The following is a 16,360-nucleotide window of genomic DNA, read 5'->3' as shown; positions in this document are numbered from 1 at the left end:
CGATGATGGAGATCAATCACACTGCGATGCCTCCCGTCCTGGTGACGCTTGTCTACGTCGTGCGGGACGGGAAGATGCTGCTGATGAAACGGCGCCGGCCGCCGTTCGCCGGCCATTGGGTGGCACCGGGCGGCAAGGTGGAGTCCCATGAATCGCCCTATGACGGCGCCCGACGCGAATTGCAGGAGGAAACCGGTCTGCTGGCCGGAGCACTCAGCCTACGTGGTATCGTACGCGAGGTCTCGACGCGACCCGATTGGCAATGGCTGATCTTCCTGTTCCGCGCCCACGCGCTGTCCGGCGCCGTGGCCGGGGACGGGCGCGAAGGCGAACTCAGTTGGTGGGCGCCCGGCGACCTCGGCAACCTGCTGCTTCCGGAATCGGACCGCATCTTCCTGCCGCATGTACTCGGTTCGGCACCGGGCGTCTATCACGCGACCTTCCGCTACGACGACGACCTCGCCCTCGTGGACGTGATCGAGCATCCCTCCCCATGACCAGAACCGACGCCAACGCCGTCGCCCTCATCCACACCGCCCGGCTGGTGCTGGTCGACGCCGCGGGAACCCTGTTCCACCCGCGGGCGGCTATGGGCTCCCTGATCCGCGAGGCGGCGGCGGCGGCCGGGCTGGACCTGCCAGCCGACCGGCTGGAAACGGTCTTCCGCGCCTGTTGGGCGGAAGAGCGCCGGGAGCATCCGCTGAGCGGGCCGACCACCCCGCGCGAGGACCGTGCCCGCTGGGATCGGCTCGGCCGCGCCGTGCTCGACCGGGCCGGTAGCGGGCAAATTGACGGGGGCTGGATCGGGGGCGGTGACACCACGGCCTTTCTGGACGGCTTCTTCGCCATCCACGGCGATTCGGACCACTGGCGCCTCTTTCCCGGTGTCGCGGAAGCCCTGGTCCGGCTTGCCGATGGCGGGCGCCGGTTGGCGGTCGTCTCCAACTGGGATTCGCGGCTCTTTGGGCTGCTGCGGGGGTTTGGACTCGCCGACCGATTCGATCTTGTCATCGCCTCGGCGCCCTTCGGCGTCGCCAAACCCGATGCCGCCATCTTCCGAGCCGCCCTTTCGCATTTCGGCGCCGTCCCGGCGGACGCAGTGGTTGTGGGCGACAGCCTGGAGGACGACGTGCACGGCGCCGGCGCCTGCGGCATTCCGGCCGTATGGTTTCACCCGGCCCCCCCCGCGGGACAAGCGGACGGCGGAGGGATGGTGCCCGTCCTTACGGGATGGAACGGACTCGGCACCCGGTGAACCGGTGCCATTCGCCTGGAGCGCCTCCGCTCAGCACTGGAACACCTGCTCATCGGGCAGACCTCCCGGTGGTCGCCCCTCGATGACAAGGTCGGCCAGGCCCGACTCGACGAAGGTGCGCAGCGGAGGGCGCTCGGCCAGCAGCGCTGCCCTCAGGTGGCCGCTGAAGCGGTTCCATTCCGCACGAAACAGCGCAGGACTGTATTTCATCTCGACGACCACGGTGATCACCGGGCGGCCGTCGGAGCGGTTCGACCGCAGGATGCACCATTTGGCGAAGGAATCGTCACCCGTGCTCGTCACGCCGGTAAAGCGCGCTTCCTCCATCCGCGCGACTGTGGGGTCGAAGTCGAGATGACGCTGGACGTCGACTGGGAACAACAGCCACTGGCGCCGCCCATCCCCGTCCGGCAGGACGACGCTGTGTTCGACCCGTCCGCGAAAATAGAAGCCGGCCTCCCCTGCCTCGGAGCAATAGTCCCCGACCTCGACAAGGTCACCTGGCTCGTAGCGGAAAATGATATGATCGCGGGTGTAGGGATAGAGGGAGGTCGCCTGGAGCTTGCCGACACCGGCCGGCAGGATATCCCCGGTGAGTGGGTCAGCGATGTTCCACATCACCTGCGGCCCATAGTGGAACGCCCCGCAGACCAAGCATTCCCGTGCCACCGCGATCGGGATCTCCGAAAAACCGAAATGGTTGAGAAGCGTCACGTTCAACGTGCTCTCGATGAACCGGCGCCAGTTGGGTGATAGATACCAGGCGTAGGTGCCGATGTATTCGAGCGCGAGGCGCGAGACGTCACTCCCCTGCTCCAGCACGTAATGAACCAGCTTCTTGACTGCCGGTAGCGGCAGCATGGCGAGCGTGATGCGTGGTCCGTAGCCGACGAAGTCGTAGGAGCCGGCGAGCAGGTCGAGCGCCCAACGGTAGTTCTTGCGGTTGCGCAGCGGGACCTGGAAGCAGCCACGCCGGCCGGGCACCAATGGAACGAAGCCATGATGGCCGGCGTCGGTGGCGAGGACCAGCATCGCCGGCTCCGCGCCGGGAGCGGACTCCCGCGGCGGCTGGCGGGCGTCCAGTTCCTCCTCAGTCCCGAAGATGATGCGGGGCTGGCCGGACGTCCCGCCGGTGAAGACCGTGAAGGCGGGAATCCCCGTTTCGCAGCGAAAGGCCATTGGTTGGTCGGCGAGGTCTTGCCGGCTGCACACCGGGACGGCGGCGAGATCCCCGGCGGTGATCCGGTCGGGATCGATACGGGGCAGACGGTCGCGATAATAGGGGGAATGCGCAAGCGCATAACGCCAAGTTTGCCGCAACCCCTCCAGCCGCTCACGCATGAGCGGCGAGGCGTGATTATGGCCATCCGCCATTGGCATGCTCCCGGAACATGGACCCGAAATCGGCCTTTGCGACGTGGTGCGGGCCGGGACGGCAAGCCCCGGCCCGCCCGCGGTCAAGGCATGGGAACACTGACGGCAGCCGCCAGAGTCCTACCCGCGGCGGCGGCTCGCTTAGACGCCACAGCGGGACTCGCCGGCAGAACCTCGCCCAGATAGTGATCGTAGAGGGCCTGCCAGGGGAACCAGACGTTCCAGGGCACGAAGGTCAGGACGTCCACCACTGGCGGGATGCCGAGGGCGCCGAGGTCCCGCTCGGCGATGCTGATGCCGACCTTCTGGGCGACCTCGGCAACTTCCAGCGACGTGGCGCCGGCCGCGACTTCAGCCTCGACCGCACTCTTCAGCTTGGAGAAGGTATCATTGACGCTCTTCAGCGCTTTGGCGCGCCGGGAAAAGTAATCAGTCATGCTTCACCTCCTTATTGAACCATAACATTCGGGATTTACAAAGCAAACGCACCGAGATTTCCGATTACGAGGCCGGATTCCGACGCTATGCTCGAGTTTTTTAATTTAAAACAGAGAGAGTTATGGAAAAATCATGACTAGCAGCAAACGCAAGCAAAGCGCATCCCCGTTTTTGGGGGGCGTTAAGGAAATGCCTACAATCGTAACCTCGGCACTACCTTGATCCTATTCGAAACAAGGTCGAGGACTATATACACCCTGTCTTTATGTTTTGCAACGGATGAGGGTTATTGATGCATGAAATAATATTTTATGTCTTGTAGTACGTATCAATTATGGTGTAACGGTTGCAAAAGCGCCTATGTGATCCCGCGCGCCGGTCACCCCTGGAGGGTCCCGTGATAGATCTCGAAGCCTCTTTCTCAACTGCACTGTCCTTCGATGACGTCCTTCTGGAACCGCAGCGGACACGCGCGCGCAGCCGCCAGGATGTCAACCTGTCAGCCCGCCTGACCCGGAACATCCGGCTGACCTGCCCGGTGGTGTCGGCGAACACGGCCTGGTGTACCGGTGCGGCAATGGCCGTGGCCATGGCCGCGTCCGGCGGAATCGGCTTCATTCACCGGGTGGCGACCATTGCGGAGGAGGTGGAGGAGGTTCACAAAGTGAAGGGAACCCGGCTCGACCCGGAGCGCTGGCCACAGGCGACGATCGACGCCGCCGGTCGCCCGCGGGTCGGGGCATCGGTCGGCGTGGCGCGCGATGCAAGCGAACGCGCGGAGCGGCTGGTTGCCGCCGGTGTCGACCTGCTGGTCGTCGATGTCGCCCACGGCCATGCCGACCACACTCTGGAAACAGTGGTCGCGCTGAAGGCCGCCTTTCCCGACACCCCCATCGTCGCTGGCAACGTCGCAACGGCGGCGGGGACCACCGACCTCATAGAGGCGGGCGCCGACGCGGTCAAGGTTGGCATCGGCCCAGGTGGGGTCTGCACCACGCGCCTTGTCACCGCCGCCGGGGTTCCCCAATTGACGGCAATCTTCGCCTGCGCTCAGGCCGCCCGCCCTCATGGCGTGCCCGTCATTGCCGACGGAGGCATCCGCAGTTCGGGTGACATCGTGAAGGCGCTGGCCGCGGGGGCCGAGACGGTGATGCTCGGTTCCCTGCTGGCCGGTGCCAATGAAAGCTCCGCCCTGCCCGTCGAGGCGGACGGACGGATGGTGAAGACCACCACGGGCTTCGTCACCTTCGGCATGGCGCTCATGCAGAAGCGGTTGACGGGTGAGCCGGTCAACGCCGACGAGTTGCGGCGCTACGTCCCCGAGGGAGTCGAGGCGACGTTCCAGGCGACCGGTCCGGTCGCCGATACGCTGCTCCAGCTGATGGGCGGCGTCGCATCTGGCTGTAGCTACAGTGGTGCGCTGTCGCTGGACGAACTGCGGATGAAGGCCCGCTTCATCCGCATCACCGCGGCGGGGCGGGCGGAGAACGGACCGCATGTGCTCGGCCGAGCGCCCCAGCTCGCGCTCGACTTCGCGCGCGACGCGGCTGGCTGAGTGGAGGGCCGTCCGATGCACATCTTTTCCTGGGCGGAAATCGATGGGCTGATCGACCTCCTGGCCGAGTCCCTGCGCGAGCGGCCGTTCGACAGCGTGGTCGGGATTTCGCGCTCCGGCCTGATCCCGGCGGTAATGCTGTCACACCGTCTGGGCGTGCGCGACTTCGCCATCCTCGACATCCCGCGCACCGCCACCGAGGGCGCCAACGCCCCTAAACGCCCACCGGAGATGCGCGGCGTGCTGAACGAGGGCCTCCTCGACGGGCGCCGCTTGCTCGTCGTCGATGACATCGTCGGATCGGGGGAGACGATGGCGATGGCACGGCGGTGGCTGACCCCGCGGGCTCGGGCGATGACCTGCGTCGCCCTGGTCGTCAACCAGGACAACCTGGGAACACGCGACCTCGCCGCTCTGGCCGAGCATGTCGCGGCAAGCGTCCACGGCTGGGTCGCTTTTCCCTGGGAGCACCACCCGCAGGAGGAGGACGCATGCGCCAAGCCCTGAACGCCGCCAAGCTGTTCCTGGTCGACCGGCAGCTGGCGGCCGACCTCGGCGTTACCGGCTATGTCGCCTCCTGGATCCGCCGCCACGGCTGGGAGCCGACCTTCCTCTTCCGCAACGTCACCATTGGGGGGGAAAAGCGGCGGTCCGTTCTGCCGGTGGTGATGAACCTGTTCACGGAACGCGCCCTGCTGACCCGACTCGCCCTCCCGGACACCAGCGACGCAGCAGGTCGACTGGCCCGGCGGCTGGAATCGCCGGAGAGCGGAACCCTTGTCACCGGCCCCCTTCTGGCCAGCGTGGAGTGCGCGCTGACCGACCTGCCGGTGCTGCGCCACCAACCACGGGAGGCCGGCCCCTACCTCACCTCCTTTGTGGCGGCGCTGCGCGATCCCGACAACGGAACCGTGAATCTCGGTTATTATCGGGCGCTGGTCGACGGCCCGTACCGGCTGGTGCTGTTCCTTGACCAGCGCACCGACGGCTGGTCGATCGTCGAGCGCTGTCGGCAGCGTGGCGAGGAGACGCCGATCAGCCTGTTCAACGGTGGACATCCGGCAACCAGCCTCGCCGCTGCCGCCGCGCTGCCGCCTGGACTGGACAGCCACGGGGCGGCGGCACGGCTCTCCGGGGAAACGCTGACCCTGGCCGACTTCGGGGACGGCCATCCCCCGGTCCCGGCGGACGCGGAGATCGTGATCCTCGGTCGCATCACTGCGGACAACGGGCGGGAAGCACCCTTCGGCGAATTCAAGGGCTACTATGCGGCCCCAACCTCCAGCCCGGTGGTCCGGGTCGAGACAGTGCTGCGGCGCCCGGACGCTCATTACCTCGGGCTGTTCTGCGGCAAGGAAAGCGGGCTGACCCTGATGAAGCTGCAAAACGAGATCCTCATGTCGGCCGCCCTCGCCCGACAGGGCTTCCCGGTAGGCCGCGTCCGCTTCCCGTTGGACGCGTTCGGGGAATTCTCGGTCCTTATCGAATCGGAGCGGCCGAACCCTGCGTTGCTGGAAGCAGCCATGGCCGCGAACCGGCGGGCCAAGCTGTTCATCGTGGCCCGCAACCTGGAGCAGGCGCACCGCACCCTATCGATCTTCAGCTTTCACGCCCGGACGGAGCCCTACACCAAGCGCGGCAAGCAGGAAGGGCAACGGATCGGCATTCTGGCAGAGGATGACCGTCACCACGATTGGGTCGAATACTGAGACTGGCGCGAATGCCGAACCGCCGCCAACGCAGAGAGACGGCTGGACGCAAGTGAGAACACGGGGAGGACACCATGTACACGATCACCAAGAGCTTCGCCTTCTCCGCCTCCCACCGGATCGGCGGGCTGCCGACAAGCCATCCCTGCAGCAATCTGCACGGGCACAATTATACGGTCGAGGTCGTCCTGTACGCACCTGAGCTGAACGAGGTGGGCTTCGTCCGTGATTACCGCGATCTCGGCGACTTCAAGCACTTCCTGGACGAGACGGTCGACCACCGGCATCTCAACGACGTGCTGGGGCATGACCGCACGACCGCGGAGGAGTTGGCGCGCTGGTTCTTCACCTGGTGCCACGCCCGCTGGCCGGAGGTAGCGGCCGTGCGGGTGAGCGAGACGCCCAAGACCTGGGCAGAGTACCGCGCCTGATAAAAGGCAGGGAGAGGCCCGGCGACGCCCCGGTCAGGCGGCGTCCCGCCGTGCGAGGATTCCGGTCAGGCAGCCGAGGCCGCCGGCGCCCTTACCGTATTCACTGACGTCCATCTCATAGACCCGGACGCCCGCGTCGATCAGGCGTTGACGGAAGGATGGGCAGCCAGCCGGAATGACGATTTGGCGCGGAGCCAACGTGACAAAGTTCATGGCGAAACGCCCGGTCGTCTCCACGCCCTCATCGCAGTGAATGATCTCCACCGACGCCGCGCGAAGCCGGTCGAGCAGCGCCCCCGACGCCTTGGCGATGCGCACCGCGGCAAGGTTGCGGTCGATGAAATTGACCACTCCCAGTAGATGCTGCACCCCCAGCGGCAGGTGGATCGGAATAGCGTCGATCCCCATGTCGCGAAGCAGCCGGCCGACGCAGGCCGCGCCGGCGTCGTTGGTGCGCAACCCGATACCGATCAGCACGGTACGCCGGTCGAGCCAGAGCGCGTCCGCCCCCTCGAAGAGCCCGTCGCCCCGCGGGGTGGCGAGGATGGGGACACCGAGACCGGCAAGCGCCAAGGCCGCGCAGCGCGCCTCTCCCGCACGCTGGTCCGACCCCGGCCGGGCCAGCACCGCCCCTTCCGGCGTCATAAAAAACAGGTCGCGCTGGAACAGGTAGTTGGGCATCGCGGAGGTGGCCTTCGCCCAGCGCACGCGCACGCCCTGTGATTCATAGAAGTCGTGGAGGGCCACCGCCTGGAAGCGCAGCCGTTCCGGATCAGGCCATTCAAGGAACAGCGAGTCGTTCGGCTCGCCCCCTCCAGGAAGCAAGCCATCGGGCCAGGCGAGCATGACCTCTTCCAGAGGCGCCACCTCCGACGCGACGCCGCAGCGGTGCCACAGCCGCCCGCCGGCAACATCTTCCCGGTGGCTACCGCCGCGCGGCCGCCAACCGGCGCCGCCATAAGTGGCTGGCTGGCCGGCGGTCATAGCGGTCGCCTCGCTGAGAAAACGCACCAGCGCCACAGATCCCGGATTCTACCGTCCGGGGCAATTTCAAAAGGGTGGATCTCCCGAACGTCAAGGGGGGCATGGTGGTAAAGCTCGCGGATCTCCTGCCGGTGCAGGGCGGTCGTCTCGTGGGTGTCGATCCACAGGTCGATCGGTTCCCACAGCCGGTGTTCGGTGCGTGCGATCCGCTCGAAACCGACCCGCGCCAGCAACACGTCCAGGTCCTCCGCCAGAAAATTGTTGCAGAAGAGAGGCTGCTTCTTCTTGAAGATGCGGAAGGACCAAGCGGCGTCGACCGCCCCATAGGGCACGGTCTGGCCGAAGATGAACTGGCCACCCGGCCGCAGCACGCGCAGGATCTCTCCCAGCGGCCGCTGTGGATCGGGTAGCAGGTGCAACACCTCGCGGGTAACCACAACGTCGAAGGAGGCATCGGGAAAGGGCATTGCGTAGACCGACCCCTCCTCGACGGCGTCGAGCCGTGTCCGCGCCATAGCGCGCATCTCCGGCGTGATGTCCAGCCCGGTCTTGTGGGCGACACGGTTTCCAAAGGATGCCCCGACGACGCCGCTGCCGCAGCAAACATCGAGCATCCGCGCCTCCGGTCCGACGTCGAGCATATCGACATGGGCCTGGAGCAGCCCGCCGTCGGTCAGCCAGACACAGGAATCGTGCCAGTTCTTCGCGCGCGTGCCGAACTGCTTGCGGTAGACTTCGAGCGACCGCGCCATCTCCTGCCGGAAATAGCGCACGCCGAGGCTCGGGCGGCGGGCGGCGATCCGGGTCCGCTGCGCCTCCAGCACCTTACCGGCGATGGCACGCGCCGCCTCCGGCCGCTCGGCGAAGAAACGGGCCGCCCCCTCGGCCAGAACCTGCCCAACCACGCCCGACACCGCGCGTGTCACCAGTTGCGCCTTGGTCTGGCTTGCGAACTGGGCATCCGACAGCTCGACCGCCAACACCGCGGTCAGCCCTTCCAGGACGTCACCGGCGGTGATAGCCTCGTGCCGCTCCTCCTCCGTCAACAGACCTGCCGACCGCATATACCCGGAGATGGTCTGGGCCAGCGCCTGTTTGAGACCGTCGACATGCGAGCCACCTTCGACCGTGCGGACGCTGTTCACGAAGCTGATGATCTCGTCCGCGTAGGAGGTGGTCCATTGCAGGGCGATCTGGACACCGATGCCGTTCCGGCCGCCCTGGCAGACCACCGGATCGTCATGGAGGGCTGCTGGCCGGTTGCGGTTGAGGTCGAGGACCAGCCCCCGGAGGCCGTCGGCGAAGCGGAAGGTATCGTGGCGGCCGTCGCGCGCGTCGGCGATCCTGAGGGTCAAACCGGGATTAAGGAATGCCAGCTCACGCAGCCGAGCGGCGATAAGGTCGTAGGAGAAGCCGGGAGAGAAGCCCATCCCGTCGGTGAAGATCGTCGGGTCGGGTCGGACCTGGATGCGTGTCCCCCGCCGCACTGCCGGGCCGGCATCGCGCAGCGGCTCGACCGGCCGGCCGCGTCGGTAGTCCTGGCGGTAAAGTCGGCCGTCGCGCCAGACCTCCAGCACCAGCCACTCCGACAGCGCATTTACGCAGGTCAGGCCGACGCCGTGGAGTCCACCGCTGAAGCCGTAGGCGGTGCCCGAAAACTTGCCCCCGGAATGAAGATGCGTCAGCAGGACCTCCACGGTCGGGCGCCCTTCCACAGGGTGGAGCGACACCGGAATGCCGCGGCCGTCGTCGGACACGGCGCAGGAGCCGTCCTCGAACAACTCCACGTCGATTGCGTGGCAGGCACCCGCCAGGAATTCGTCCACCGCGTTCTCGACCAACTCGAAGGCGAGATGGTGAAGTCCCTCGGCTCCCGTCGAGCCAACATAGAGCGCCGGCCGCTTGCGCACGGCGTCGACACCGGACAGCACGACGATACTGTCGACATCGTAGGGGAGCGTCTCCGCTCCCGATTCAATCTGCTGATGCGGCATGGTCGTACCCTCCCTCTTCCGGTCGGCCGGCGACATCGGCAACCGCCAGCAGTCCTTCGATGCGCAACAGGTGGCTTCTCTTCAGCGCCGCCACACTATGGAACCAGCTTGCGACCGACGGAAATCCCTCGGCCTCCGCCACCGTCGCGACGGCTCGGCAGAGTTCCTCCGCCTCCTCCCGCTCGGCGGTGAGCGCCGCGCGCAGATTGTCCTGCGTCGCCCCGACAGGCAGGTTGGTCAGCGGGTCGCCGAGTTGGCGGAGGAAATCGAAATGCCCCTCGACCACCACGGCCTGGGCCTGGGCCAACCGTTCGAACAGGGCGGCCGCGCCGGGCAACCCCTCGTGCTTCGCTGTGCTGGCGAAACAGCGGTAGCGGACGAACGTCTGCGCATCGCGGGCGAAGACATCGACCAGATTGTCCAAGGTCGATTGCCGGGCCGCCGCCTGCGGCGCGGCGGCTGCGGACAGCTCCCCCTCCTTGCCTAGATCCATTCTGCCTCATCCTCGTAGCCGAGTTGCAAGGCCATCTGACGGACGGCCTCTTCGTTCAGGACACCGCGCAGCAGCGCGGTCTTTTCGCGCCAGCGACCCGCCCGCGGCGGTTGCGTGCTCATCACCGGCTGCACGCCGCCAAGCCCCCGCGCCAGCAGGCCGTCGTCGCCGACCCAGGCGCGCAGGATATGCAAGTCGTCGGGGCGTGCCGTAAAACCGGTCAGCACATCCTCGAAACGCACACGCAGGCGGTCACCGCCCTCTGTCGCATAGCGCTGCAGAATCGCCTGATGGGCGGCGCACCACTGGAATCCGCAGACGCGCTCCAGCGGCGCCTCGCGGTAGGCCTGCCAAGCCGGCGGCAGGTCGAACTTCCACCATCCATGATCAGGCTCGCCGGGCCTCGCGTATCCCCGCAGCCGGAGTTCCGATCCGATGTAGTGGGAGTGGAAGCCCCAATGGCGCCAGCCATCATGGATGCCGTTAATGGAGGCGGCCGGATTGCGGGTCAGATGAAGGGTGCGGAAGCTGGCGGAAGGGAACAGCCGACGCAGAAAATCCGGCCGGTAGGCGTTGCTTGGCGCCTTGACGACAAGGGCGCGCGCACGCAGGTCCGCGACAGAGCAGCGCCGCCAGGGATGGATGAGCACGAAGGGCGGTTCCTCGACGACGACCGGCGACGGTGGCCCCGACGGCACCGGCAGGTCCGGCCAAATGCGGCCGATCAGCGAACGGTCGAGGTCGTAGTAATAAGGGTTGATCGTCGGGTGGGCGGTCCTCAGCTCGGCAAGCAGGAAAAGATGGAAGGACGACAGGTCGCGTGTCCAGTCTAAGGGTCGCCCAGTGGTCGACGCCACCGCGCCGACCGCGCACCGCGCCGACCGCCTGACCGAGTCGATGGCGAAGGCCTCGTAGGGCCATTGCAGGCAGAGCCGACGATACAGCCGCTCCAGGAATACATCGTCGAGCGGCGCAACCGGATCGATCTCGTCACCGATGAAGCCAACCTCCGCCGCGAGATGCTGCCGAAGGATGCGGAGTGCCGCGTCCGTGCAATGGGCCGCATGGAGCGTGTCGGAATCGCACCCGGAATCCGGCCATCCCAGCCCGGCCAACCGCAGGAAGGGGTTGAGTTCACCCGACAGATGGAGAAGCCCGCCGGCACCCTTGAGCAGTTCTACGAACAGGCTCGACCCGGACCGCGAGGCACTGGCGACGACGATCACCGCACGGACCGCCTCAAGAAAGCCAACGGGTTCGGGAGGCCCCCGGCGGAACGATGCATCGACGCGTTCCAGAACCTGCGCCAGAACGCCCCGCCGGAAGGCGCCCGGCTCCGGCAGCCGGACGGTCGGTTGCCGGCCAGCGATCATGGGGCGACGCCCGGAACGTCCGTCCCAGCCCCGGCGGTGGCAGCAAGGACGTTCGACACCGTCATCGACGCCGGCAGCCCGTTAGCATGGCGCGGCGTGGCGCGGTTGAAACCCGCCTGACGGTCGGAGCCGACCTTCGCAAGCGTGAAGTCCTCGGATCCGGGCAGAAGCAATGGTGCGGCCGAGCTGTGACCGGCACGCCAGTCCGTACCGCCCACCCCACGATAGTCGCGGTAATCGGTGTTGCGCGCGTTTCCTGGATTGTTGTTCGGGTAGAAGTACTGGAAATGTTGCGGGTAATGGTGAAAATCCAGCACCGGTCCTGGCGTGTAGCTGTCATATATCCGCTGGTAGGAACGCCGCATCACCGCTTCGGGCAGGCCGTTGTAGTTCAGGAATTCATCTTGGACGAGGGCCTGCTCAATGGAGAGCCAGCGCAGATGGTCGACCTCGCTGCGGATGATGCCGCTCTGCACGCCCTGCTGATAGACGGTCGTGCCAGGCATGGCCGATAGGTATTTCACGCGCGTGATGTGCTTGTGCTCCTCTGCCCATCGGCACGCGTGGTCGAGTGACTCTTCGGTCTCGCCGGGCAGTCCGAGGATCAGCAGGCCGCTGAAACGGACGCCGGCGTCCCAGCTCTGCCACATGGTCCGGTTGGTGACGTTTTCGGAATTGCCCTTGCGCGCCGTCTTCAGGATGTTGGTGCCAAGCGATTCCACCCCGAACAGGATGATGTCGCAGCCTGCCCCCTTCATCCGTCCCAGCACCTCGGGATCGACATCGGCGCAGCGCGTCAGGCAAGTCCAGGACAGACCATGCTGGTCGAGCACATCGAGATAGCCCAGTGTCTGCGCCTTGTGCGCGGTGAAGGTGAGATCGACGAAAAAGATGAACTCGGTGCCGTACTGCTCGCGCAAGTGCCGCAGGTCGCGGTCGAACACCTCGGGCGACTTGACCCGTTCCTGCGGCGTCGTGCGGTAGCAGAACGAGCAGTCCATCTTGCAGCCGCGGCTATAGGAGGCGATAATCTGCGGCTGAAGCCCGCCCGGCCCTTGGGATTGCGGCCACAGGTCAAGGCGCATGCGGGGAAGGCTGTCGAGGTCGGGCATCTGGCCGCGCGGTCTGGTGGCACACGCCCGGCCATCGGCGTCTCGGTACCAGATCCCGTTGATCTCTGACAACTTACGCGGCCACAGCCCGCAGGCGAAACTGTCCAGCAGTTCCAGGATTGTCAGCTCGCCCTCGCTGATGACGGCGACGTCGGCAGCGGTGTGCTCCATGAAGACATGGGGCACGGAGGTCACCAGCGACCCGCCGAGGATGATGGGAAGGCGGGGACGTGATGCCTTGATAGCCGCCGTCAGCTGCTCGACGAACGGAAAATTGTCCTCGAAGGTAGCAATCCCGACGACGTCCGTGGAGTCGATGAGCTGGTCGTAGGCGGCCCGCACCGGGTCCAACTCGTAGCGCACGTCGATGATCCGTACCGGATAACCGGCATTGTGCGCGACCGTGGCGATGTAGGTGACCCCCTCGTAGGGCGAGGTCAGGAAGAACTCCCAGCCCCGCGGCATGCTGAAGGGCGATGGCCCAACAACGATCGAGAAGCGTGGCAGGGACGGATCGGTGCGGACAGGCGTGATGTCCTGCTGGCGCATCCGATCCATTAGCGCAATGTCCATGGGGGTGTTGGAGGTGGTGTAGAGGAACGGAGCCAACGAGGCAGTCTTCGGCATCGATCGACCTCCCTTGTGCCGGCTACACGAAGCCGGAAAGCAACGTCTGGAAACCCGTGGTCGCCGGCCTCGGCGTGTCCCGATGGCCGTCAAAACGCTTCAACGTAGGCTGAGCCTGAGCCGGGTCGTAAGCAGCGCCATGCGGACACGCCGCGCCCAGCGCAGGCCACGGTTACGGTCCTCCCTCAGGGAGCGGCATTCCGCCAGCAGCCGGAGAACCTCATTCGAAAGACGGTAGCGGAGCCGGCGAACCACCCCCGGCCAGATTCTGGCGCCTTCGGGCGACACCGGCTCGTAACCCAGCCGGCGCATCACCGGCCCTGCTGCCGCCTCCACCGCTGCGGTGTCGCGCGCCGACAGCCGGCCGCGAAACCTGCTAACATTGTCGGCCAGGATCGGCCGGACGGTGTTGCGCCAGTCGCCGGCCAGCCCGGCCGCCATGCGAGCGTCGTCGGTCTCGAAGAAGCGCAGCATCGTCGGTTCAAACCGTTCGCCAATGAAGTCGCAGATTCGACCGACCTCGGTGGTCGGGGCGGTAACCAGGGCTTCGTAATGGACGCGCAGCAGGTTGGCCGGAGCGAGGCTTTCCTCCAGGCGCAGGCCGAGGCCCTGCTGGGCAGCCCACAGGCGCGCCGTGAAGAAGGGATGAAACGGGTTGAAGACCGAGCTGCGGGACGAGAGGGCGACGTCACGCGGATCGCGGACCAGCCAGATCAGCCGGGCACCGGGATAGCGCGCCCGGATGCGATCGGTGTGATGGATCATGAAGGTACTTTTGCACCCCCAACGGCGTTTGCCTGTCGCCACGCGGTACTGATCGTAAATGCCGGCATAAAGGCCGAAGATATCGCGGGGACGCGCATCGCGGATCAGCGTTTCGCGGTCCGGGATCATCGGCCAGGGATGGATGTGGCGCTGGACGTGAGTCAGCACATCATCGGCCAGTCGCACGAAATTGGCATCCTCCTCCAACAGGCCGTAAAGCCCTTCGAGCGGTGCGAAGTAAGCCATGATATGCGGGGGGTGCGGGACCGTGATCGCCGAATGGGCGTTGAGGATGAGCCGAAGCAGGTTGGACCCTGACCGCTCCGTCCCGATGATGAAGATCGGGTCACTCGGCGGTTCATCAGGGAACAGCGCCGGCATTTACGGGATCCCCACCGCGATGGTGAACAGCATTCGGTCGACGATCCTTCCGTCACCGGCAAGGCGGACCTCATGATGCTTTTGGAAGCCGGGCGAGGCGGCGCGGTAGAGCGCGCGAATATGCTCCCGATTTGCTTCCGGGATGGCGCCGTTGTCCGACCAGAGGTCGACATCCTCTTCGCTGACATGGTTGTGAGCCTGCACCTCGCGACAGCCGGCGGCGCGGAGCAGGCCCGACAGATCGTCGGGCAGGAAGAAATTGCGCCGCACCGGATTGCGCAGGCGCAGGATCTCGAAATACTCCTCGCGGTCCTCCTCACCGTAGGCGCACAGGTTGACCAGGAGCACACGCCCGCCCTTGCGTGTCACGCGAACCATCTCACACGCGGCTGGGGCAGCGTCCATGAACTGAATTCCCTGGCGGCAGACGGTGATGTCGAACTCGCCATCCTCGAAGGGTAAATCCTCAGCCTGAGCGAGAACGAAGGAGTCGAGGAAGGGTGCGGCCTGAGACGCCATCGCCGGTGTGATGTCGACACCGACTATCTCCCCAGCAAGCGGGCGGAACGCTTTCGAAACAAGGCCCGTTCCGCAGGCAACATCCAGGACACGATCACCGGCCGTCGGCGCGGCTAGCGCCAGTACGCGCTCCATCAGGGCGGGATCGTTGCACCAATGGCTAGAACCGTCATAGCGGCCAGCACGGGCCGTGAAGTGCTCTACCACGTTTTGCAGCGCTGGTGCGGCATCAGGCATGGCGGGATCCTTTCCGGAAGCCGCAAAACGCGGCATGAGGATAGAAGAAAACGGGACCACTGACCTAAAATTGAGTTCGCCGTATGAAATCTCTTTATCATAGATAAAATATTTCAGTCAAACACGTTTTTAGGAAACAAAAAATGCATATGGATGCATTTAGGTTGCATTATCCCGCGAAATTTGCCATAAATGCGATATTATTGACAGAAAAATACAACCAGATGAAGGTTTGAGGTCGTCGCGAACCTGGGGGAAATGCATGGGAATCGCCTGAAGACATTCATGCTTTTTGAAGTGGCCCCCATTTCCCGGACAGTCGGCTAAGCTTGGTTCGCCCAGGAAGAAGGACGGACCCGATGACGGGGAAACGGGGTCCACTTCAAACTTCAGACGCGAGGAGCAAAACAGAAACGCCCCGGCTTTTTGGAGCCGGGGCGTTTCTGTGTGCTTGATGAAGATGCAAGCATGAGCGTTTTGTTTGAGCGTCTCTTATGCCTGAGTGACCTGGCGGCGACCTACTCTCCCACGTCTTAAGACGCAGTACCATTGGCGCGGAGGCTTTTCACGGCCGAGTTCGGGATGGGATCGGGTGTTTGACACCTCGCCATGACCACCAGGTCACCAAGGCATAAGACCGACGCTCATTCCCAAAAGCGCATATGCTTGTTCAGTGCAAGTGATGTGAGGAGTATCGAACTGCGGCGCATGCTGTCAAGCTGCTGTTTTGAGCAGGCTTGCTGCTGCGCATGGCGCGGTTTGTGGGGTCGAGATCAAGCCGATCGAGCGATTAGTAAGGCTTAGCTTCAGACATTGCTGCCCGTCCACATGCCTCCTATCGACGTGATGGTCTGTCACGGCTCTCAAGGGAGCTCTGGTTTAGAGGTGGGTTTCCCGCTTAGATGCTTTCAGCGGTTATCCCGTCCATACTTAGCTACCCGGCCATGCCACTGGCGTGACAACCGGTGCACCAGAGGTATGTCCATCCCGGTCCTCTCGTACTAGGGACAGATCCTCGCAAAACTCCGACACCCACGGCAGATAGGGACCGAACTGTCTCACGACGTTCTAAACCCAGCTCACGTACCACTTTAATCGGCGAACAGCCGAACC

At 65.2% G+C, this 16,360-nt stretch carries 15 protein-coding genes and 2 rRNA genes; 6 read left to right on the top strand and 11 right to left on the bottom strand.

What is annotated here, in order from left to right; all coding sequences use genetic code 11:
- Nucleotides 1–2: 2 nt before the first annotated feature.
- Both I71_RS34750 and I71_RS34745 read left to right on the top strand, forming a co-directional pair.
- Nucleotides 3–497 carry an 8-oxo-dGTP diphosphatase gene (locus tag I71_RS34750; protein WP_049975874.1) on the top strand — a complete coding sequence of 165 codons (495 nt, stop codon included), beginning with the start codon at nt 3–5 and terminating at the stop codon, nt 495–497.
- Entirely contained in the window at nt 494–1,255 is a 762-nt protein-coding gene (locus I71_RS34745) for an HAD-IA family hydrolase (protein ID WP_049975873.1), read from the top strand. Before I71_RS34750 ends, I71_RS34745 begins: the two co-directional genes overlap by 4 nt.
- A gap of 30 nt (nt 1,256–1,285) precedes the next feature.
- Here I71_RS34745 and I71_RS02245 read toward each other — a convergent pair whose 3' ends face one another.
- Both I71_RS02245 and I71_RS02240 read right to left on the bottom strand, forming a co-directional pair.
- Complete coding sequence (locus tag I71_RS02245) at nt 1,286–2,629, bottom strand: hypothetical protein (RefSeq protein WP_042689707.1); 1,344 nt, start codon at nt 2,627–2,629, stop codon at nt 1,286–1,288.
- An 83-nt stretch (nt 2,630–2,712) separates the two neighbouring features.
- On the bottom strand, nt 2,713–3,066 hold the full coding sequence (locus I71_RS02240; protein ID WP_042689702.1) for a hypothetical protein: 354 nt from the start codon (nt 3,064–3,066) through the stop codon (nt 2,713–2,715).
- 398 nt (nt 3,067–3,464) lie between these two features.
- Between I71_RS02240 and I71_RS02235 the strand changes: the two genes are divergently transcribed.
- From I71_RS02235 to I71_RS02220, 4 genes are all read left to right on the top strand, one after another.
- The gene (locus tag I71_RS02235) at nt 3,465–4,622 is read left to right on the top strand and encodes an IMP dehydrogenase (RefSeq protein WP_042689697.1); all 1,158 of its coding nucleotides are present in this window, start codon (nt 3,465–3,467) and stop codon (nt 4,620–4,622) included.
- 15 nt (nt 4,623–4,637) lie between these two features.
- The gene (locus I71_RS34740; RefSeq protein ID WP_049975872.1) at nt 4,638–5,129 is read left to right on the top strand and encodes a phosphoribosyltransferase; all 492 of its coding nucleotides are present in this window, start codon (nt 4,638–4,640) and stop codon (nt 5,127–5,129) included.
- Complete coding sequence (locus I71_RS02225; RefSeq protein ID WP_049975871.1) at nt 5,114–6,331, top strand: UbiD family decarboxylase; 1,218 nt, start codon at nt 5,114–5,116, stop codon at nt 6,329–6,331. The genes I71_RS34740 and I71_RS02225 overlap by 16 nt, the downstream gene beginning before the upstream one ends.
- A 74-nt stretch (nt 6,332–6,405) precedes the next feature.
- A complete protein-coding gene (locus I71_RS02220) occupies nt 6,406–6,762 on the top strand; it encodes a 6-carboxytetrahydropterin synthase (protein WP_042689694.1) in 357 nt (118 codons plus the stop codon).
- Between the two features lie 33 nt (nt 6,763–6,795).
- Here the strand turns inward: I71_RS02220 and I71_RS02215 are convergent, their stop codons facing one another.
- The 9 genes from I71_RS02215 to I71_RS02175 all read right to left on the bottom strand — a co-directional run.
- Entirely contained in the window at nt 6,796–7,746 is a 951-nt protein-coding gene (locus I71_RS02215; RefSeq protein WP_042689692.1) for a dimethylarginine dimethylaminohydrolase family protein, read from the bottom strand.
- The gene (locus I71_RS02210; RefSeq protein WP_042689687.1) at nt 7,743–9,740 is read right to left on the bottom strand and encodes a methyltransferase domain-containing protein; all 1,998 of its coding nucleotides are present in this window, start codon (nt 9,738–9,740) and stop codon (nt 7,743–7,745) included. The genes I71_RS02215 and I71_RS02210 overlap by 4 nt, the downstream gene beginning before the upstream one ends.
- Nucleotides 9,721–10,233, bottom strand: a complete 513-nt coding sequence (locus tag I71_RS02205) for a rubrerythrin family protein (RefSeq protein ID WP_049975870.1) — start codon at nt 10,231–10,233, stop codon at nt 9,721–9,723. The genes I71_RS02210 and I71_RS02205 overlap by 20 nt, the downstream gene beginning before the upstream one ends.
- Entirely contained in the window at nt 10,224–11,606 is a 1,383-nt protein-coding gene (locus I71_RS02200) for a hypothetical protein (protein ID WP_049975869.1), read from the bottom strand. The genes I71_RS02205 and I71_RS02200 overlap by 10 nt, the downstream gene beginning before the upstream one ends.
- Entirely contained in the window at nt 11,603–13,345 is a 1,743-nt protein-coding gene (locus tag I71_RS02195; RefSeq protein WP_083896923.1) for a B12-binding domain-containing radical SAM protein, read from the bottom strand. Before I71_RS02195 ends, I71_RS02200 begins: the two co-directional genes overlap by 4 nt.
- Before the next feature lie 99 nt (nt 13,346–13,444).
- Complete coding sequence (locus I71_RS02190) at nt 13,445–14,491, bottom strand: sulfotransferase (protein ID WP_042689683.1); 1,047 nt, start codon at nt 14,489–14,491, stop codon at nt 13,445–13,447.
- Nucleotides 14,492–15,247, bottom strand: a complete 756-nt coding sequence (locus I71_RS02185; protein ID WP_042689680.1) for a class I SAM-dependent methyltransferase — start codon at nt 15,245–15,247, stop codon at nt 14,492–14,494.
- A gap of 505 nt (nt 15,248–15,752) precedes the next feature.
- Nucleotides 15,753–15,868 (bottom strand): 5S ribosomal RNA (gene rrf, locus I71_RS02180).
- Nucleotides 15,869–16,016: 148 nt separating this feature from the next.
- Nucleotides 16,017–16,360, bottom strand: a 23S ribosomal RNA gene (locus I71_RS02175); the annotation flags it as partial.

Source organism: Azospirillum sp. B506 (assembly GCF_000333595.1).
In the GTDB taxonomy this organism is placed as follows: domain Bacteria; phylum Pseudomonadota; class Alphaproteobacteria; order Azospirillales; family Azospirillaceae; genus Azospirillum.
The sequence above is the reverse complement of the archived record's forward strand: the minus strand, read 5'-3'. Positions and strand labels throughout refer to the sequence as shown.